Annotated in this window: 17 protein-coding genes; 5 read left to right on the top strand and 12 right to left on the bottom strand. The window is 40.5% G+C overall.

What is annotated here, in order from left to right; all coding sequences use genetic code 11:
• Position 1 precedes the first annotated feature (1 nt).
• A complete protein-coding gene (locus tag PTET_RS17825) occupies positions 2-433 on the bottom strand; it encodes a MarR family winged helix-turn-helix transcriptional regulator (protein ID WP_013463147.1) in 432 nt (143 codons plus the stop codon).
• Positions 434-585: 152 nt separating this feature from the next.
• On the opposite strand from PTET_RS17825, the gene hmgA reads away from it, so the two are divergent.
• Positions 586-1887, top strand: a complete 1302-nt coding sequence (gene hmgA, locus PTET_RS17820; RefSeq protein ID WP_096039059.1) for a homogentisate 1,2-dioxygenase — start codon at positions 586-588, stop codon at positions 1885-1887.
• A gap of 7 nt (positions 1888-1894) precedes the next feature.
• Positions 1895-2524 carry a maleylacetoacetate isomerase gene (gene maiA, locus PTET_RS17815; protein ID WP_016899147.1) on the top strand — a complete coding sequence of 210 codons (630 nt, stop codon included), beginning with the start codon at positions 1895-1897 and terminating at the stop codon, positions 2522-2524.
• A gap of 9 nt (positions 2525-2533) precedes the next feature.
• On the opposite strand, the gene PTET_RS17810 is transcribed toward maiA, so the two are convergent.
• On the bottom strand, positions 2534-2767 hold the full coding sequence (locus tag PTET_RS17810; RefSeq protein WP_008112333.1) for a TIGR02647 family protein: 234 nt from the start codon (positions 2765-2767) through the stop codon (positions 2534-2536).
• A gap of 102 nt (positions 2768-2869) precedes the next feature.
• Here PTET_RS17810 and PTET_RS17805 point away from each other — a divergent pair, with 102 nt between their 5' ends.
• Together PTET_RS17805 and PTET_RS17800 are read left to right on the top strand one after the other, a co-directional pair.
• The gene (locus PTET_RS17805; protein WP_013463144.1) at positions 2870-3172 is read left to right on the top strand and encodes a DUF1496 domain-containing protein; all 303 of its coding nucleotides are present in this window, start codon (positions 2870-2872) and stop codon (positions 3170-3172) included.
• A gap of 97 nt (positions 3173-3269) precedes the next feature.
• Positions 3270-3578: a VF530 family protein gene (locus PTET_RS17800; RefSeq protein WP_013463143.1), complete on the top strand. Its 309-nt coding sequence runs from the start codon at positions 3270-3272 to the stop codon at positions 3576-3578.
• Positions 3579-3620: 42 nt separating this feature from the next.
• Here PTET_RS17800 and PTET_RS17795 read toward each other — a convergent pair whose 3' ends face one another.
• The 8 genes from PTET_RS17795 to PTET_RS17760 form a co-directional block, all read right to left on the bottom strand.
• Positions 3621-5243 (bottom strand): diacylglycerol kinase family protein, encoded by a 1623-nt coding sequence (locus PTET_RS17795; RefSeq protein ID WP_013463142.1) that lies wholly within the window; start codon positions 5241-5243, stop codon positions 3621-3623.
• Between the two features lie 309 nt (positions 5244-5552).
• A complete protein-coding gene (locus tag PTET_RS17790; RefSeq protein ID WP_013463141.1) occupies positions 5553-6173 on the bottom strand; it encodes a TetR/AcrR family transcriptional regulator in 621 nt (206 codons plus the stop codon).
• Positions 6174-6311: 138 nt separating this feature from the next.
• A complete protein-coding gene (locus tag PTET_RS17785; protein ID WP_013463140.1) occupies positions 6312-7721 on the bottom strand; it encodes an efflux transporter outer membrane subunit in 1410 nt (469 codons plus the stop codon).
• Complete coding sequence (locus PTET_RS17780) at positions 7721-10852, bottom strand: efflux RND transporter permease subunit (RefSeq protein ID WP_013463139.1); 3132 nt, start codon at positions 10850-10852, stop codon at positions 7721-7723. The genes PTET_RS17785 and PTET_RS17780 overlap by 1 nt, the downstream gene beginning before the upstream one ends.
• Before the next feature lie 11 nt (positions 10853-10863).
• Complete coding sequence (locus tag PTET_RS17775; protein ID WP_013463138.1) at positions 10864-12027, bottom strand: efflux RND transporter periplasmic adaptor subunit; 1164 nt, start codon at positions 12025-12027, stop codon at positions 10864-10866.
• A gap of 209 nt (positions 12028-12236) precedes the next feature.
• Complete coding sequence (locus tag PTET_RS17770) at positions 12237-13526, bottom strand: hemolysin family protein (protein ID WP_013463137.1); 1290 nt, start codon at positions 13524-13526, stop codon at positions 12237-12239.
• 120 nt (positions 13527-13646) lie between these two features.
• Complete coding sequence (locus PTET_RS17765) at positions 13647-14348, bottom strand: substrate-binding periplasmic protein (RefSeq protein ID WP_041695991.1); 702 nt, start codon at positions 14346-14348, stop codon at positions 13647-13649.
• Between the two features lie 97 nt (positions 14349-14445).
• Positions 14446-15555, bottom strand: a complete 1110-nt coding sequence (locus PTET_RS17760; RefSeq protein ID WP_013463135.1) for an arginase family protein — start codon at positions 15553-15555, stop codon at positions 14446-14448.
• A 412-nt stretch (positions 15556-15967) separates the two neighbouring features.
• Between PTET_RS17760 and udp the strand changes: the two genes are divergently transcribed.
• A complete protein-coding gene (gene udp, locus PTET_RS17755; RefSeq protein WP_008112319.1) occupies positions 15968-16723 on the top strand; it encodes a uridine phosphorylase in 756 nt (251 codons plus the stop codon).
• On the opposite strand, the gene cdd is transcribed toward udp, so the two are convergent.
• Both cdd and ppc read right to left on the bottom strand, forming a co-directional pair.
• On the bottom strand, positions 16712-17641 hold the full coding sequence (cdd, locus tag PTET_RS17750; protein WP_096039111.1) for a cytidine deaminase: 930 nt from the start codon (positions 17639-17641) through the stop codon (positions 16712-16714). The genes udp and cdd overlap by 12 nt on opposite strands.
• Positions 17642-17763: 122 nt before the next feature.
• Positions 17764-20409 carry a phosphoenolpyruvate carboxylase gene (gene ppc / locus PTET_RS17745; RefSeq protein WP_096039058.1) on the bottom strand — a complete coding sequence of 882 codons (2646 nt, stop codon included), beginning with the start codon at positions 20407-20409 and terminating at the stop codon, positions 17764-17766.
• Between the last annotated feature and the right edge of the window lie 87 nt (positions 20410-20496).

The raw sequence follows: 20496 nt of genomic DNA, 5'->3' as shown, positions 1-20496 counted from the left end.
TTTATGCCTGTAATTTATTTTTTAATTTATCAAAAATTGCGATTAGCTGATGCTGTTCAGCATCCGACAGGCAGCTTAATAATGCACGCTCCCACTGCAATGCTTGTGGCGTTATTTTTTCATATAAAGCCATGCCCTTATCACTTAGCATCAAAAATGCAGCGCGCTTATCATGCTTATTTAACTCGCTATAAATAAGCCCTTCATCAATTAGCGTTTTTACTGCCCTTGATACTGTCGACTTATCCATATCTGCTTGAATGCATAATTGCTTAGCTGTGCTTTGGCCTGATTGCGCTAAATTAGCCATTATTCGCCACTGAGGAATAGTTAAATCAAACTCTTTTTTATAAATACTCGAAAAATCATTACTTACCTGTGTTGCTAAGTGTGTTAATTGGTAAGGCAAAAATGTCGTTAAATCTATTTTCATATTGAATCACTTATTTATTTACATACGACTTTTATTTGTTCACTTTTATTTACAAGGGTCATAATCAGTGTGTTTGATATTAGTCTCACTTGAGAGTATCTTAGCGTAAATAACAAAAATATAACACTCCCCCACTTTCACAGGAGTCAGTAATGGCGACACAATTAAACTATATGACCGGCTTTGGTAATGAATTTGAAACCGAAGCGCTGCCTGGTGCATTACCGATAGGGCAATTTAGCCCGCAAAAAGTAAAATACGATTTATACGCAGAGCAATTTAGTACCACTGCATTTACCGCTCCGCGCGCCGATAACCGCCGCACGTGGATGTACCGTATTCGTCCATCAGTTGTACAAGGCGATTACACAGCCATAGACAATGGCTTAATTAGAACAGCACCTATTACTGAAGTGCCCACGCCGCCCACCATGCTTCGTTGGGATCCCATTGATATACCAGCAGCACCTACTGATTTTATTGATGGCTTAATCACTATGGCTGCAAATGGCAGCGCCAATGGGCAAGCCGGTATTGGCATTCATGTTTATGTCGCCAACAAATCAATGGACAAACGCTTTTTTTATAACGCCGATGGCGAAATGTTATTTGTACCACAACACGGCGAGTTATTACTTAAAACTGAGTGTGGGCATTTAAGTATTAAAGCCGGTGAAATTGCGGTCATTCCGCGCGGCATTAAGTTTCAGGTTCAATTATTAACTGACACAGCCCGTGGGTACATTTGTGAAAACTACGGCCATGCTTATGTTCTTGCTGAGCGCGGTCCTGTTGGCGCAAATGGTTACGCTAACGACCGCGACTTTCAATATCCAGTAGCGGCTTTTGAAGACATCGAAGGCGAATTTGAACTGATTGCTAAATTTAATGGCAATATGTTTCGTTGTGATATTGGTCATTCTCCTCTTGATGTTGTTGCTTGGACAGGCAATAGTGCGCCTTACAAATACGACTTAGCTCGCTTTAATGTCATGAATACCGTTAGCTTTGATCACCCCGATCCATCAATTTTCACGGTACTAACCTCGCCATCAGGCACTGAAGGCGTTGCAAATATCGATTTTGCTATTTTCCCACCGCGTTGGATGGTGGCTGAAAACACCTTCCGCCCGCCTTACTATCACCGTAATATTATGAGTGAGTTTATGGGTTTAATCGAAGGCGTTTATGATGCAAAAGAGCATGGTTTTGTACCTGGAGGGATGAGCTTACATAACTGTATGTCGCCGCATGGTCCTGAGGCGGATGTATTTGAAAAAGCGTCAAATGCGGACTTAGAACCACAACGCTACGATAATACGCTGGCGTTTATGTTTGAGTCACGTTATGTAATATCGCCAACTAAATACGCATTAGAAGGTAAAGAGCGTCAAGCTAATTACACTGACTGCTGGCGCACAATTAAAAAACACTTTAACGGCAATCAAGGGTAATTAGATTATGAAGCTTTATACTTATTTTCGCTCATCTGCAGCGTATCGTGTGCGCATCGCATTAAACCTAAAAAATATTGATCACCAGTTGGTGCCGGTAAACTTACTAAAATCAGAGCAACAAAGCACAGATTACTTACAGAAAAACCCCCAAGGACTTTTACCTGCTTTAGAAACGGAAGACGGCGTATTAGGTCAATCTCTAGCAATTTTAGAGTACCTTGAAGAGCAATACCCTGAAACACCATTACTGCCTGGTAATGCATGGCAAAAAGCACATATTCGCAATTTAAGTTATGCAATTGCGTGTGATATTCACCCGATTGATAATTTACGTGTGCTTAAGTATTTAAGTAGTGAACTCAATGTTGATGATGAAGCAAAAAATAAATGGTACCGCCACTGGGTTGAAGTGGGTTTTGAAAAAATAGAACGCATGCTCGATAGTAAAAATACATTTTGCGCAGGCGAGTCGCCAAGCTTAGCTGATGTATGTTTAGTACCGCAGGTATTTAATGCCATTCGTTTTAAAGTAGATATGGCTGCCTACCCTAAAATAGCAGCCATATATCAGCGTTGTAATGAGTTGGCAGCCTTTATTGATGCAGCCCCTGAAAATCAACCTGATGCAAACTAATAGAGTAAATTAACTTTTAAGTGCACTGTGTATTACCGTCACATGCTCAATTAAATCTAAGCCCAGTTCGGTTAAATAACCGCCATCTGGGCTATCTATAACCCCTTTATCGAACAAACGTTGTGCTGCGCTTAGTAAGGCGGGTTCAGCGTCTGAATGAAGTTTAATTCCCTGCATTTTGCTCTCGCGTGGAAATTTTGCTAGTAGTGTAAATTCGTCAATCATGGTTTGATTAAATAGCATATCAGTTCACCTTTTTATTGTTCTGTGTTTTACTTATATTGTCTTACTTACCCTAGCATGTTTTTTGCTAAGTGTACTTATTTTAAACACTGGAGGTTTTTGATGCGTTATTATTTTACTTCGTTTATTACTGTTTTATGCTTGTGTTTTTCAGCTTTAAGCTTCGCTAGCACAATAAAAACGCTTCCTATTGTTGATGCTACCCAGCTTATAAACACTAACACTGAGTGCTGGTATGATAATAAACGTTACAGCGAAGGAGCTATACTGCAGGTTCACTCAGTTACGCTTATTTGTGCTGCAAAGTACCCCCAACATAACAACAGTCAATTGATTTGGCTAAAGCTTGATAAGCAAGGTAACCTTATTTACCCCAAGAAGCCTGCAACTATTACTGTAAATTAATCAAGATTAACAATCTGGAATCTGCCAGCCATCTCCAAACTATTAAGATGCGGTGGGATACGTTACAATACATGCAGTTTAAAAAAGCAGTGTGACTATGAATAATCAACCAAAAAACCCGCTACATGGGATAACTTTAGAGCAAATTCTTGTAGAACTAGAGCAACGTTTAGGCTTTAAAGCAATGGGTGAACAAGTAAACATAAAATGCTTTACTGATTCTCCGAGTATCAAATCAAGCTTAAAATTTTTACGTAAAACCCCATGGGCAAGAGATAAAGTAGAAGCACTTTATATTCATACCATGAGTAATAAACCGCTACGAAAACCCAGAAATAAACCAAAACCAACAGAGCCCACGCAACCTGATACATCAGATTTTGTATGGCCCTCTATTAAAAAATAAATGAGTGCTAAATGGCGTAATATTTACGCCATTTTTAGTCAGTTAGTTTTGTTCTTGGCATATTACATTCAATGAAGCAGGGTTAATATTCACTACCACTTTATCGGCAGATTTAACCTCACCATCAATTACATAATCTAGCGTTTTATCTGCGCTTATCTCTACACGTTTTGCGTTAGTATAATGCGAGTTAATAGCAAAATGTGTTTGCGTGATACTGCTAAACATTAGCTCAGCAATACTCAATACTGTGGTTTCATTGTCTTTGTTTGGCGTTAACCAGTTTACGTCTAATAATCCATCACGGTGGTCGGGTTGTCCCCCACCTTGGGCTAAAAGGGTTGTAAATGGGGCAGCATTAGCGACAATAAAGCTATTTGTATTAATAGCTTCAGGCTCATTATCATCGAGTTTAACCATCAGCTTTTGCGCTTTATTCTCGCCAAAGGAATGTAAAAACCCATTTAAATAAGCAAGCTGGCCAGATTTATTTTTCGACTCTCTATCTGCTTTTTCAATCATTGCATGCTCAAAGCCAATGCCAATTAGCAATAACATCAAATCGTTATTACAATATGCGGTATCGATCAGGTTTGTCTGACCATCAATTATTAAATCGCACGCTTGCTCAACAGGAATAAATTTAGATTTTATTCCCATCAGCACATGGGCCAACGCATTAGCTGTCCCCAACGGTATAATTCCTAATCGACAAGACGTACCCACTAAAACACTCGCAACCTCAGTGACTGTGCCATCTCCACCGCAGGCAATTATAATATCAGGCTCGTGCTCTATAGCTTGTTTAGCCAATGTAATGCCGTTTTGTTCCGGTGTAGTTTTTAAAATGGTTAAATCATAATAAGCAGATAAACGTGTAACGATTAAATGCTCTTTTTCAGACCATAACTTAGTGCCTGATACAGGATTAGCAATTAAATATGCTTTATTTTTTATCAGTAGCTCCCCCCTGCGATGACGCTTAACTAAATGGCGTAATTGGCGTTTATTAAGATTGGCTGTTTCACGTGTTTCTTTGATTTGAGCAAGAATGTCATGTACATCAGCTTCTTTATTTTGACTCAATAAATACGCTGCCATAACAAACACCGAACGTCCGCGACCTAATGCACAATGCACCACAACACGACGGTCTTTCTTTATATGGTGATGGATCCAGTTAATTGCCTGGTTTAATTGCGAGTGAGTAGGCACACTATGATCAAGAACAGGAATGTTTAAATAACTAATATTTTCTTGGGTAGATGTCCACTCAAGTCCATCAAATTCACAAGTCACATCTAAAATAGCGGTAATGCCATTTTCTTTTAATGTATCTATATCAGAGGGAAACAAACGACATGCTAAAAATAAATTATCGTTTATTTGTTGAATTGGGGGTACCTTATCGTGTTTGCGTGACCATGCATTATAAATTTGTGCACCTAACAAAAAAGGAACAAATGCCCAACGAATGTAAAAAGGGATAACGCCATTTTCTCGCTTTCTGAATATTTTTCCCGCATTAAAAAAATAAGCACCGCTGACCAATATCAGCGACAGCGCCGTCCAAAAAAACGCAACCGCGAAGTAAACAGAATTAACCTTTAATCCCAGTACTATAAATACTAATGCTGTTACAAGATAACTGACTGCAGCCCACATGTGCTCTCCTTTAAGTTGGCAGCGCCATATTAGCGCCTTTAATATAGTCCTAATTTGCAAGTAATACGCCAAAAAAGCAATTTATCTTGTTTGTTGTCGTTTCGCCACCGGCGTTGATATCACATCAACTGGCTATAACCCACTGTTAATCAATGCTTTTTTAATATAAAAAAGGAATAACTTTACGCTAAAACATCGTACTCAGTTTTTATTGATTACGCTTAAATAAAAGCAGCTTAATTTATATAACTCTTTCATATTTACAACAATATCAGTCAAATATTCATAGTTATTTAATGCTTCAACTTATTATTTATCAAATGGCATAAGTAATGTTTTCATCGCTGGGCGCAGTGCAATCAATACAGTTTCCTCGGTCAATTCAGGAAATAACATTTTTCGTAATAGCAGTCCCGCCATCACTGAGAAAATCACATTAATGCGGCTTTCGAGTTCTTGCTCTGAATGTGATTTTATTAAACTACTTTCATTGACTAATAAATCACGCATTCTGTTACGTGCTTGCGTATCAGCCTCGCGTAGTAATAAAGCGACTTTTTTGTTTCTACTGGCCTCTGCCATCATGTCTAAGTCAACTACGCAGGCCCCCGTGTCCATATGACGCTGCACACCATGGTGTAAGCCATCAAGTAACACTGTTAAAATATCGCCAGGTTGATCTTCAAACTCTTGAAATATGGAAAACATTTCTTCCATATCTTGTTCAATAATACTTTCAATTATGGCTTCTTTACTTTCAAAGTAATTATAAATATGGCCGGCACTCATCCCGGCTGTTTTAGCTATTTCTGCCATACCTGCGCCATGGTAGCCTTTGCGACGAAAACAATCAGCAGCGGCGGTTAATACCTGCTCGCGACGCGCTTGTGCTTGCACCGGATCTAGGTGTTTTTTATTTTTAGGTTTCATTTGAAACTCCAGTATCGAGTCTCTCAACTCGAAATATTTAGCGTTTACTGCTTTGATCACAAAAAATAAACGCTAAACGGGCATTACTTTAATCACGCATAAAACCTTTTATTGTTAACAGGCTTTATGCGTACTAATTTACTTAACGGTTGAAGTAGTGGTCTGCCAGCCACCGCCAACCGCTTTGTATAAATTGATTTGGCTTGCAAGCACAGCTTGTTGGCCCGTGATCAATTGCTGCCTTGCGCTATACCAAGTTCGCTGAGCGTCAAGCACTTGTAAAAAGCTATCAACCCCTTTGTCGTAGCGCGCCTGCGATAATTCAAAGGTTGTCTTTCGGCTTTGTAATAACTCCTCAAGAGCCATTAACTGTGCGTTATAGCCTTCTCTATCCGCAAGTACATCAGCAACTTCACGAAATGCTTGCTGTATTTTTTGCTGGTACGTTGCTACAGCAACTTGTTGCTCTGCGTTAGCGACATCTAAATTTGCTTGATTTCGACCCATATTAAAAATAGGTAAATTTACCGATGGCATGAAGCTCCATGTGCCTGAGCCTGCATCAAATAAATTACTTAAATCACGTGATGCAGTTCCTGCATTGGCAGTTAAACTAATGCTCGGGTAAAACGCTGCACGGGCAATACCAATGTTAGCGTTAGCGGCTAACAGCTGATGCTCTGCTGCTTTTATATCTGGTCGCTGCGTTAGTAAATCAGAAGGTAAACCCACAGGCACACTAGGCAAGTCTAATAAATAATTTAATGACTTACTTGGCAGTAAATCCTCACCTACCGTTTTACCTACTAATAAATCAAGCGCGTTTTTATCGCGTTTCACTAAACGTTGGTATTTAGCAATATCAACTTTCGCTGTGGCTACCGTACTTTTAAGCTGTTCCAGCGTAATTTTAGAAGCGGCACCTAAATCAACACTTTTTTGGGTTAATGATAAGGATGCTTGCTGCGATGATAACGTCTCTTGTGCCAACGCTAACAACTGTTGATCTGTCGCGTAATTTAACCATGCATTAGCAAGCTCTGTAATTAACGACACTTGCATGGTGTATTGGCTCAGCTGAGTTGAATAAAGCGTTTGTAATGCTTGCTCTGACTGATTGCGTACTTTACCCCATAAATCTAACTCGTAAGCCGTCATGCCTACCGTTGCACTGTATTGAGAACTTATTTGTGGTTGACCACTTGCTGATAAATCGCTGGGTAAACGCTGACGACTTCCTGATGCATTAAAATCCAGTGATGGATATAACGCTGAATCTTCAATCTGATACAAACCACGCACGCGCTGAACATTTAAAGCAGCTATTTGTAGGTCTTTATTATGTTCAAGACTTTGTGATATCAGTGTTTTAAGTTTTTCATCATTAAAAAACTGCTGCCATTGTAACGAGGACACCTGCTCATCCCCTGTCTCTGATGCATACGCATCAGGGACAGGTAAATTTAGCGCTTCTTGTTGAGGAGCTAACTGACATCCAGATAAAATTGCTAAAGTAAAAGCACTAAAACTGATTGCTCTTAAACTCATTATACTTCCTCCTCGGAGGTGGTTTTAGCCTTTCCTGAAAACAGTCTACGTACTAAAACAAAAAACAACGGTACAAAAATAACAACCAATGACGAGGCGGCAAGTGTTCCACCAATAATTGAAATACCTAATGCATTTTGTGCACCTGAACCAGCACTTGAGGCAATAGCTAATGGAAGCACACCACACACAAAGGCCATTGAGGTCATTAAAATAGGACGTAAGCGAAGGCGTACAGCGGCAATCGCCGAGTCAACTAAGCTTAAGCCTTCTTCCATTTTATGAATCGCAAACTCAACGATTAAAATGGCATTTTTAGAGGCTAAACCTATGGTGGTTAATAAACCCACTTGTAAGTAAATATCGTTTGATAAGTTACCCATAAAGGCGGCTACAATCGCACCAAAAATCCCCAGTGGCACAATCATCATTACTGCAAATGGTACTGACCAACTTTCATAAAGCGCAGCTAAACATAAAAATACAAATAACAGTGATAATCCATATAACAACGGCGCTTGACCGCCACTTGATCGCTCTTGATATGAAATACCAGTCCATTCAGAAGCAATACCTTGTGGTAACTGCTTAACTAAACGCTCCATTTCATCCATGGCTTGACCTGTACTGTAGCCTGGCGCTGCACTGCCTTGGATTTCCATTGCTGAAAAGCCGTTATACCTTTCCAAGCGAGGCGAACCATAAGACCAATAAGAACTAGCAAATGCTGAAAATGGCACCATATCGCCGTTTTTATTACGCACATACCATTTGTTTAAGTCCTCAGGCACCATTCTCGCATCGGCTTGACCTTGCAGGTATACTTTTTTCACGCGACCACGGTCGATAAAGTCATTTACATAACTACTACCCCACGCCGTCGAAAGCGTACTATTAATATCACCTTGCGACACACCAAGCGCTTCTGCTTTTGCAAGATCAATATCCAGCTGTAACTCAGGCATATCTTCTTGCCCATTAGGGCGAACACCTGCCAATATTGGACTTTGACTCGCCATACCTAATAACTGATTACGCGCTTTTAATAGCTCATCATGACCTAAACCGACACGGTCTTGTAAAAACATATTAAAGCCATTTGCGGTTCCAAGTTCAACAATCGCCGGAGGTGGAAATGCAAATACAAATGCCTCTTTAATCGTTGAAAAATACCCCATGCCTTTTCCTGCAACGGCGCCCACTGATAGGTCGTCACGTTGGCGCTCATCCCAGTGCTTTAAGCTAACAAAGCCAATTGCTGAGTTTTGTCCAGAGCCTGCAAAACTAAAACCTGTTACCGTAAAAATTGAACTAACGGCTTCAGATTGATCTTCTAAATAATGGTTTTCAACTTTTTTAACCACTTCAAGCGTTTGCTCTGTAGTAGAGCCTGCAGGAAGCATTACTTGGTTAAACAAAATACCTTGGTCTTCATCGGGTAGAAATGCCGTTGGTAAGTTTGAAAAAATAGCCACCATGCCGCCTACAATTAATGCATAGCTAAGCAGGTAGCGCTTAGAATGTTTGATCATGCGGCCAACAAAACCTTGCGCACCTTTATTGGTTTTATCAAAACCACGGTTAAAGCCTGAGAAAAAACGACCAATAAAGCTACCATCGGTGTGAACATGGCTAGGCTTTAATAACGTAGCACACAGTGCGGGAGTTAAAATAAGCGCAACCAGTACCGACAGCCCCATCGCCGACACTAAGGTAATAGAGAACTGACGATAAATAACCCCAGTAGAGCCACTAAAGAATGCCATCGGAATAAATACAGCCGACAGCACCATCGCAATACCTACCAGTGCTCCTTTAATTTCATCCATCGATTTTCGCGTTGCTTCAACCGCAGAGAGCTTTTCTTCGGTCATTAAACGCTCAACGTTTTCGACAACAACAATCGCATCATCTACGAGTAAACCAATGGCCAGTACCATCGCAAACATCGTGAGGGTATTAATGGAATACCCAAAGGTAAATAGAATACCAAACGTACCTAGCAATACGACAGGCACCGCAATGGTTGGAATAATAGTTGCTCTGAAGTTTTGTAAAAATAAGTACATTACAACAAATACCAAAACAACCGCTTCGATTAGGGTATGTACTACTTTTTCGATTGATAATGCAACAAAAGGAGTGGTGTCATAAGGCACAACCGCCTCTAAACCTTCTGGAAAAAATGGTTTAAGTTCTTCAAGTGCATCTTTTACACCTTGTGCTGTATCCAAAGCGTTTGCGCCACTGGCTAATTTAACCCCTAAACCCGATGCCGGTTTACCATTAAAGCGCGCTACAACACCGTAGTTTTCACCACCGAGTTCCACATCAGCAACATCTTGTAAACGCACTACCGAGCCATCGCTGTTGGTTTTAACTAAAATATCTTTAAACTGCTCAGGTGTTTGTAATCGGCTTTGAGCCGTTACCGTTGCATTAAGCTGTTGACCTGCCAATGACGGCATGCCCCCGAGCTGACCTGCCGACACTTGCGCATTTTGTGCTTTTATTGCCGCAGAGATATCGTTTGGCGTTAGTTTATAGCTTTGTAACTTAGCCGGATCGAGCCAAATACGCATTGCATATTGAGAGCCGAACAATTGTACTTCGCCCACCCCATCAACACGCGCAACAATATCTTGCACGTTTGATGACACATAATCACCAATGTCAATGTTGGTCATACTGCCATCTTGCGATACAAAACCAACAACGAGTAAAAAACTAGACGATGACTTAGCAACCACAACGCCCTGTCGTTGCACTTCTTCAGGTAATAATGGCGTAGCTGTTGCTAGTTTATTTTGCACTTGCACTTGTGCAATATCAGGGTTAGTTTCTGCATCAAAGGTAAGAGTCAATGTTGCTGAACCACTTGATTCAGAGGTCGATGACATATACAACAAGCCATCTAAACCTTTCATTTTTTGCTCAATAACCTGGGTCACCGAGTCCTCTAAAGTACGCGCAGAAGCACCTGGGTAGTTAGCAGTAATCGTAATAGCAGGCGGTGCAATAGACGGATACTGAGCAACGGGTAAACTTTTAACCGCAATAATACCTGCAAGCATCACCACAATAGCCAGTACCCATGCAAAAATAGGCCTGTCGATAAAAAATCGTGACATGAAATTCTCCGTTATTGGCTGTTATTTGCTGATGACTGTACTTGTGATGCAGCAACCGGTGCGCCTGGGCGAATTTTCTGTAGCCCTTCCACAATCAATTGATCGCCATCAGCTAAACCGTCGGTTACCAACCAGTTAGCGCCCAAAGTACGCTCTACCTTTAATACACGGCTTTCAACGGTATTGTTTTTGCTAACAACCATAGCAGTAGGTTCGCCTTTAGTATTGCGGCTAACGCCGCGTTGAGGAGCGAGAATTGCATTAGATTTCACCCCTTCAACAACCTCAGCACGTACATACATACCAGGTAGCAATAGTTTTTCAGGGTTTGGAAACTTCGCGCGTAACGTTACCGAACCCGTACTTGGGTCAACCGTCACTTCAGAGAACTGTAATGTTCCCTTATGGGGATACGCAGAGCCATCTTCCATAATAAGTTCAACATCTGTTTGCGTGGTTGAATCAACCCCTAAAGAACCCGATGCCAATGCTCTTTTTAGCTTGGTTAGTTCATTGCTTGATTGGGTTAAATCTACATAAATTGGATCAAGCTGAGTAACGGTTGCCAATGCTGTGGTTTGAGCTGCGCTGACTAGTGCCCCGACAGTGACACTTGATTTACTAATTTGGCCGCTAATTGGCGAAGAAACATGGCTATAATCAAGATTAATTTGCGCGCTTTGTAACTGTGCTTTCGCCGTTAATAGTTCTGCAGATGCTTGCTTGTATGCTGCATCTGCTTCATCAAAGTCTTGCTGGCTTACCGCTTTAATTTCTAGTAATTCTTTATAACGCGACGCTTTAGATTTACTGCTTGCAATACTAGCCTCTGCGCGCGCAACGGCCGCTTTGCTGGCTGCGAGTTCTGCTTCAAAAATGTCAGGATTAATTTGATAAAGCGCTTGGCCTTGCTCAACCTGTGTGCCTTCTTCAAATAACCGAGATTGAACAATGCCACTGACTTGAGGACGAATTTCAGCAATTTGAAACGCACTAACACGCCCTGGTAATTCTTTTTTAAGTGTAATAGCTTGGCTTGTTAAAGTGACCACACCAACAGGTGTCGCTGCAGGAGCAGAAGCCTTAGGTTGTTCAGCTACCTGATCACAACCACTTAGAGCAACAGAACCAACGAGGGCCGAAAATACAAAAAAAGCGATGCGGGAACGCTGCATGTCAAATACCTTTTAGTTTAGAATGAACGATCATTCTAAACTATAGTACAGCAATTAAAAATAGCCACTGAGCAACATTTACACATTTTTACAATTGAATAGATAAGTAACACAAATAACACAAACAATAGCTGAGTTATTTAAGCGACACCCATAAAAAAGCAGCCAATGAACTTTCATTGGCTGCTCTTAAGCTATGTTGGCTGTCATTATTCGTTGTCAGTATTAACTCTAGATACTAGTAACTGCTCAATACGAATTCCTTCCACGTCCACAACTTCAAATTTAAAACCTGCAAATAAAACAAACTCTGCGCGTTTAGGAATATGTTTCATGGTATAAATTAAATATCCGGCCACGGTTTCATAATGATTTTGATCAGGAAATTCATCAATTTCAAGTACCTTCGCCAGCTCAACAATCGGGGTTAAGCCATCCACTAACCAAGAACTCGCGTCGCGTTCAATAATTAACTCTTCACTTTGATGAGTAATTAAATCGCCCATAAAACCTTTCATTAAATCTTTAACCGTAACAATCCCAACCACCAAAGCATACTCATTAACTACCACCGCAAAAGGATGCACAGCGGTTTTAAACGCATTTAACGCTTCAGATAAACTCAATGTTTCGGGCAAGTAAAAAATATCTTTATCAAGCATGTCATCGTTAATATTTGCCGCCTCACCTTTGAGTACTTGGCGTAAAATATCTTTAGACTCAACAGAGCCAATTAACTTATCAAGATTGCCTTTGCACACTAAAAAGTGATTGTGCGGGTGATCTATAATTTTATTTGCTATATCGTCGCTAGATTCATCAATATCAAAATAAACAATTTGCTCACGCGGTGACATAACGCTTGATAAGAAACGCGCTTCTAAATCAAATACATTTCCTATTAAATCATACTCTTGTTGCTGTAAACTGCCATATTCAGCACCAGCATCCATCATCGCAACAATATCTTCAGTGGTCACAATATCTTCACGTTCACTGGGCACTTTAAACACCCGTAAAACAATATTGGTTAAGCCATTAAAAAATAATACCAGTGGCGTGAGCGCAAAAGTAACCCAGCGCATAATTGTCACCACCCTCACGGCAACGGCCTCAGGTAAAATCATCGCTAAACGCTTTGGTAGTAAATCGGCAAATAAAATAAATAACGAGGTAATAATTAAAAACGATAATACAAAGCTAATTTGCCCAAGTAATGGACCTTGATAAAACAGCTGTAGTATTTCTTGCATGTAAGGAGACAATGCTTGCTCGCCAACAATCCCGCCTAATATCGCAATCGCATTGAGCGTAATTTGGATCATGGCGAAAAAAGCCCCAGGCTGCTCTTGCAGCTTTAAAACCGCCAAAGCGTGCACATTGCCCTCGTCCGCCATTACTCTTAACTTAATTTTGCGTGAAGCGGCAATCGAAATTTCTGACATCGCAAATAACGCACTCATCAAGATTAATAACGCAATCCCGATTAAATCACCCATTTATAACTCCAAAATAATCGCTTTTACAAGCAAAAGCAGCTGGATTATAGACGCTTTTATAGACAGGGCAATTGATATTTAAATAATATTAATAACTAATAAAAATCAAAAGCTTAATATTTATAGTTTAGACTCATATGAAGAAAAAGCCGCGCTAAGTTGTTGCTTTACGTTATCGGGTAGATTTTTATTACAGGCGAAATATAAAGGGGCTTGATGGGCATTGATGGGCATAAGTAATTCGAGTTGTAATTTATTTAATAAATGAGATTGTTCATGGTTTATTCGCTGCGCTGGTATAACAACTAAATCAATACTCGAACTTCGGGTTTGGATTATCTTAAAAATATTATCAAAACTACTAAACAGCATTAAATTTTCGTTTTCTTTAAAGCCCTTTGAAAGTAAGTAATGATGGCTGTAGTTATCTTTTAAAACCGCAATACGGTATTGCTTTGCCTGCTCTAAATTAGTTAAGGAAATACCTTTGCTTTTAAGGGAGTAAAAATTAGTGTCAAATTGGGCAAGCTTAGCAAACCAAATAAAATTATGTTCCCGCTCAGGCGAACGAGAAATAGAAAATATACAGGTTTGGGGATCTCTCAGTGCAATATTGTAAGCCATACTCCAATCATTTACAGAAATTGAATAATCAATACCTGCGCTATCAAGCACTAATCGGACTTTATCGGCAGCATCACCTACTAAATTGTTATTCGCGTCCAGATACTGCGCAGGCGCAAAGTTCTCTGTTACAACAGTAAGTTTAGCCGCACAATGATGACTTACAATGAACAATAATACACAATACCACTTAGTCACAATAACCCACTATATAAAATTTAAGATGTTACTTTTTTGATTAAAGCAAATTTAATATAGCGGATTATTTACAAATAGCCAATTTTGACCTTTAGGATTAACGATTCATTGCTGCAATTAAGAATGCTGAAATTTTAGCGCCTTCTCTAAGCGTCGTCTCTGAGCTTGATTGACCCACTAATGAGCTGTCGGTAAACGGCGCGATTTCCATCATATCTGCACCGGTTATTGGAAACTCATCGGCAATGGCTGACAAAATATCAAGCGCATGCTGTGGTGTTAATCCATTTTCTTCAGGTGTACCTGTTGCTGAAGCAAATTGAGCATCTAGTGCGTCAATATCAAAGCTTACATACACTTCATCAACCTTGTCAGCCTTTAGTTGCGCGATTGTATCGGCAGCAACAGCGGCTGCGCCACGCTCAATAATTTCAGCAGCCCAGTGCTGTTTAACGCCAAAGGTACTTTCCCAATGTGATTTAGGCTTACCACTTGAGCGAATACCAAATTGAATTAAATGATGTGGCGCGGGTAAAAATTCTAAAATATGGGTACACCAAGAGCCAAAACATAAATCGATACCCAAACGCTCTACGAGTAAGTCGGTGTGAGCATCAAAATGAATAATTGCCGTACGTTTACCTTGCTCGCGTTTGGCTTTTAAATACGCTTTTGTCAGCGGGTAACTAATAGAATGATCGCCACCAATGCCAAAAATGCCTTTATCTTGGAATGTTGCATAAAAGCTGTCACATACATCTTCGGTAATAGACAGTGGACTTACGAAATGATCGTTATTGTCATTGCCATAAAGCGCTTTTTGGCAATTGGTAATTGTTGCCTCGTTTAAGTATTTATCGTGTAATAAATGCGGTATTACGCGCACATCACCTAAGTCAAATGAACGACACTGTGTTTGCTGGTCAATTAAAGCTGAACGTAAAAATAAAGGCCCCCAGTTTGCACCGCGTAAAATACCACCACCACAATCAGAGCTAATCCCCAGCATAACCGCTTTGTGGGGTGAGTTAGGTAATTCATTTAGCGAGTCACGCCATAAAGCATCGACATTTTCAGTTTGACCATATAATTTATTTCTGAGTGCTGCTTTGCGTTCTTTTGCCGTATTAACCGTGAATACACCGTCGCCAGGTGCACATAAACAGTGTTCAACTTTATTTTTAAATGCTTGAAATTGTGTGCTCATTGTAAACCCTTTTTCAATCTGAATATCTTGTCTATTATTGAGTAGTTATGCAAAACGACGAACGCTGAATAAATTAAAAATTAATTGTCTGTGGTTATAAAAATCACTGAACGTTGTGTTTTGCGAGGTTAGGTCAGCGGCAAAACAATACAAAACCTACTAACTAACCTTATGAATATAAACAATTTAAAATTTAGCTAACAACTCTTTTAGCTAGCTACTGGTTTGCTCTGAGGTATGAATATAGTGTCTGAGCAAACAAGTCAACTGGCTCATTTTGTTAGTAATTTTAGCCATTGATTGAATATTCAGAGTTGATGAATAAATCAATACGGACATCCGTCCTGTACTTCATTTAGGTTTCTCGTAATCATGTTAAATTGACAACAACTCTTATTAAAAAGGCTTAGTTATGGAAAAGGTATTTCACTTAGGACTGTGTATTGATGATTTAAAAGGTGCAAAACTGGCTATTGTTCCAGGGGATCCAGATCGTGCAGCACGCATTTCACAGTTCTTAGATAATCCAACCTGCCTTGCTCAAACGCGTGAGTTTCACATTTATTTAGGCCAATTAAACGGCCACTCAGTGGTTGTATGTTCAACCGGTATCGGCGGCCCTTCAACGTCAATTGCGGTTGAAGAACTGGCTCAACTTGGCGTACGTAGCTTTCTTCGCATTGGCACAACAGGCGCGATTCAGCCGCACATTAACGAAGGCGATATTTTAATTAGCCAAGCCTCAGTTCGTTTGGATGGCGCGAGTCAGCATTTTGCACCGCTGTGCTACCCTGCTGTTTCTGATTTTTTTGCCACTCAAGCAATGGTAAAAGCCTGTGAAAACCTAAACATCGATTTTCATATCGGTATCACCGCTTCAAGCGATACCTTCTACCCAGGACAAGAGCGTTACGATACGCATTCTGGTTATGTTCCTAAGTCATTACAAGGTAGCTGTGAAGAATGGCAAAAACTAGGCGTGATGAACTACGAAATGGAATCGGCTACTTTATTTACTATGTGTGCCGCTCTTGGCCTACAAGCAGCCTGTGTTGCAGGTGTATTAGTAAATAGAACACGTCAAGAAATTCCTAACGTAGACCACGGCGAGATTGAGAAAAAATCGGTTGCCGTGGTACTTGAAGCCGCTAAAGTGTTACTTGGCTAATGTTGCGCTAATAACCTCAAGTGTTGGCAAGCCAGTAAAGCTTGCTAACACGGCTTTTGCCACCCCTGATTGGTTTTCATGACCAGCCGTTTCTAATAACGTAACTGATTTAACTGTTTGCTTATCAAAGCTCAGTCCTGCTAAAAACAACTGACTCACAGCACTTTGTAATGGCGATAAACTCGGGCTGTACGCTGCATTTTCTGCATAGCTGCCATAAAAATCACCGTTTTCAAACGTACTTATTTTTACTGCACTGTAATTTTGGCTGTATGGCACATAAGCCGCTAAAGCATAGCTCATCAGCTTTTCATCAAGTTGTTTGTTTTCAAAACAATTAGTTTGCTCTGCTGGGTTAAATAAGCTGTGCTCATTGCCTAAATCGGTTGGTCCAAATGAATGAGGTAATAACTCTGCCAATTTAAAGTTTTGTGCTGGCAGTAAAATATCAAGCTCTTTCGCATCAGCGAGTTCATTCATAAATTGACGACAGTACCCACATGGGACATCACTAATCGCTATTTTAAGAATTTTTTTACCGCCATTTAACCAGGCATTATTAATGGCAGATTGCTCACCGTGCACCACTAAACTAAGTGCTTGATGGTCAAACTCAGCGTTAGCGCCAAAATAAAAAGTAGTGTTTCCTTGTGAATCGAGCCCTTTTGCAATTGCGCCGACATGAAATTTGGAAATAGGTGCAACCGAAAACTCTGAAGCCATAGGCACTAAGCCTTGTAATAAAATATCTTCGCTAACATTAAGCTCGGTGCAAAGCGCTGAAATATCGTTTGGGTATAAAATACCGCGTTGAGTTTTTAATTGACTGCGTAGAGCTTGCGTTTGCGCTACGTTTAATGAAATGTGTGAATTGCTAAGTGCTGTATTATGTTGCACTTTAAAAGTTGCTGAAGCCATAATAGTTTTTATTTGATCAATGGCCAAGTAGTGTAAAAGGTTGGCAAACTAAATACCAGCCTATTCAACGTAAAAAAAAGGAACACGTCGTGTGTTCCCTCTAAAACTAATCTAGTTTTGGATTAACCTGTATTACGCATACCCGCTGCAATGCCGGTCATAGTGATCATCAAAGCATTATCTATATCGTTTTCATTGCCTTTATCATCGCCACGAGAACGACGTAATAACTCAACTTGTAATACATTCAGCGGATCGGTGTATGGATTTCTAAGCCCGATAGACTCTTTGATCCAAGGCTGATCAGCCAATAAGCTTTTTTGTGGGCTTAATGATTGCACTAACGTTATAGCTTCACCAAGTTCATCACGTAAAGCTACACCCAGCGGCTTATACATCTCTTCCACCAGCGCATTATCGTAATGCTCACTCAACCAGCTATCCGCTTTACTAAATACCATTTCTAGCATTTCTAAACGCGCCCTAAAAAATGGCCATTGCAAGCTCATTTCACTTAAGGTTTCTATACCGTATTTTTCAAGCGCGGCTTTAAGCCCGCTCAATGCACCTAACCATGCAGGTAACATTAACCGGTTTTGACTCCACGCAAAAATCCATGGAATAGCACGTAAGCTCTCAACCCCTCCATTTGGATTTCGTTTTGCAGGCCTTGAGCCTAAAGGTAATTTTGACAGTTCCAATTCAGGTGTCGCCATTCTAAAGTAAGGCACAAAGTTTTCATCGTGGCGCACCACATTACGGTAATGCTGACACGACACATCGCTAATTAATGCCATTACTTCGCGCCACTGTGATTTAGGCTCTGGTGGTGGCAATAAATTACTTTGTAGTACCGCACCCGCATAAATATTTAAGCTTTGTAATGCCACATTAGGCAGGCCAAATTTAAAGCGGATCATTTCACCTTGCTCTGTTACCCTAAGCCCGCCTTTTAACGACCCCGGCGGCTGAGAATGCAATGCTTGTGCAGCAGGCGCACCACCACGGCCAACCGTACCCCCACGGCCATGGAATAAAATAAGCTCAATACCGCGTTCATCCGCTAGTTGTACGAGCTTATCCATTGCCTCATATTGTGCCCAACCAGCAGCCATCATGCCTGCATCTTTGGCTGAGTCTGAATAGCCAATCATTACATTTTGGGTGTTTTTAATGTGTCCACGGTACCACTCGTTATTTAAAAGTGTAGTGATGACGTTGTGGCCATCGTTTAAATCATCCAAGGTTTCGAATAAAGGCGCCACAGGCAGTTCAAAACCACAGCCAGACTCTTTAAGTAATAACTGCACTGCTAATATATCAGAGGCAGTTCGTGCCATAGAGATAATGTATAAACCAAAGGTTTTTTCATCTTGTTGCGCAATAACATCAAAGGTGTCGAGCACCTCTTGCACTTCTGGACTTGGTTGCCAATGCCTAGGAATTAGCGGACGACGTGAATTGAGCTCTGTCAGTAAAAAAGCTTGTTTGTCTTGCTCTTCCCATTGATTGTAATCGCCAATACCTAAATGACGAGTTAATTCAGAAAACACATCGCTGTGTCTTGACGAATCCTGTCGTACATCCAGTTTTGCCAAGCGCAAACCAAAGCTATTTACACGATGGATCACATCTAATAGCAAGCCATCAGCAACCACTTGCATATTGCATTTTAACAATGAGCGATAACACACCTCAATTGGGTGCTTAATTTGGTTAATATCAGTTATTAAATCTTGTGATTCTGTACGCTTGTTTTTAATTTTAGCGCTTAAGTACATCACTGTTTCAGCTACTTGGTTTTTAAGCTCTTTGAGCACGGCTCGATAAGGTTCAAACTCTTGCCCTGCCAGTTTAATGAGCTCATCACTGGCATCAGACATTGAAAGTTCAGCACACAAAGTTTCTAAATCACGCTGGTATAAATCCAGCGCCATCCAACGGCCATGATCGAGTACTTGCTTAGTCACCTCAGCGGTTACAAACGGGTTACCATCCCGATCTCCCCCCATCCACGACGTAAATTCTATCGGGCTGTAGTTGGCTGGTAGCTCAAGGCTCAAATGCTGTTTAACATGCTGGCTAAACTCACGTAAAAAACGTGGCACGGCATCCCATAAGCTATTTTCAATTACCGCATAGCCCCATTTAGCTTCATCAACAGGGCTTGGACGAGAACGACGAATATCGTCAGTATGCCAAGCTTGGCTAATAAGCTGCGCAATTCGATTTAATATCGCTTCGCGCTCTTGCGCAAGGTTGTCGGTTCGCTCAAGCGACGCTAAACAATCGCTTAGTTCAACATGTTTGTTAATAATAGTACGGCGAGTCACTTCGGTTGGGTGAGCGGTTAGTACTAAGTTTATGTGGAGTTTTGAGAGTGTGTCGGCTAAATGATTATGATTAAGCTGACCTAGTTCGGCCTTTGCTGCTAACGTTTTTAATGTTTGAGTGAGAGGATTTAGTTGGCAAAAACCAACATCATTAAAACGTGATACGGTATGAAACTGCTCTGCAACATTAGCTAAGTTTAAAAAATGATTAAATGAACGGGCAACCGGTAAAAGCTCCTCATCACTAAGCGCATGGAGTACATCAATTAACGCTTGGCGATCGGCTTCATTGCCACTGCGAGATGATTTTGATAAAGCCCGAATTTCTTCTACTTTATCTAAAATCTCTTGGCCTTGGGCATCTTTAATAGTTTGTCCTAATAATTGACCAAGTAGATTTACATTACCTCGCAAGGCGGCATATTGTTCACTCATTTCTAGCTCTCCTTCGTTTCTTGGAGACCTATTAATATCACTAAGAGGGAATATTTAATAGATCCATTTGCATTGTCTTGTCGTAAA

The organism is Pseudoalteromonas tetraodonis, from assembly GCF_002310835.1.
GTDB lineage: Bacteria > Pseudomonadota > Gammaproteobacteria > Enterobacterales > Alteromonadaceae > Pseudoalteromonas > Pseudoalteromonas tetraodonis.
Note: the sequence above shows the minus strand (reverse complement) of the source record. Positions and strands in the feature narration are given on the sequence as shown.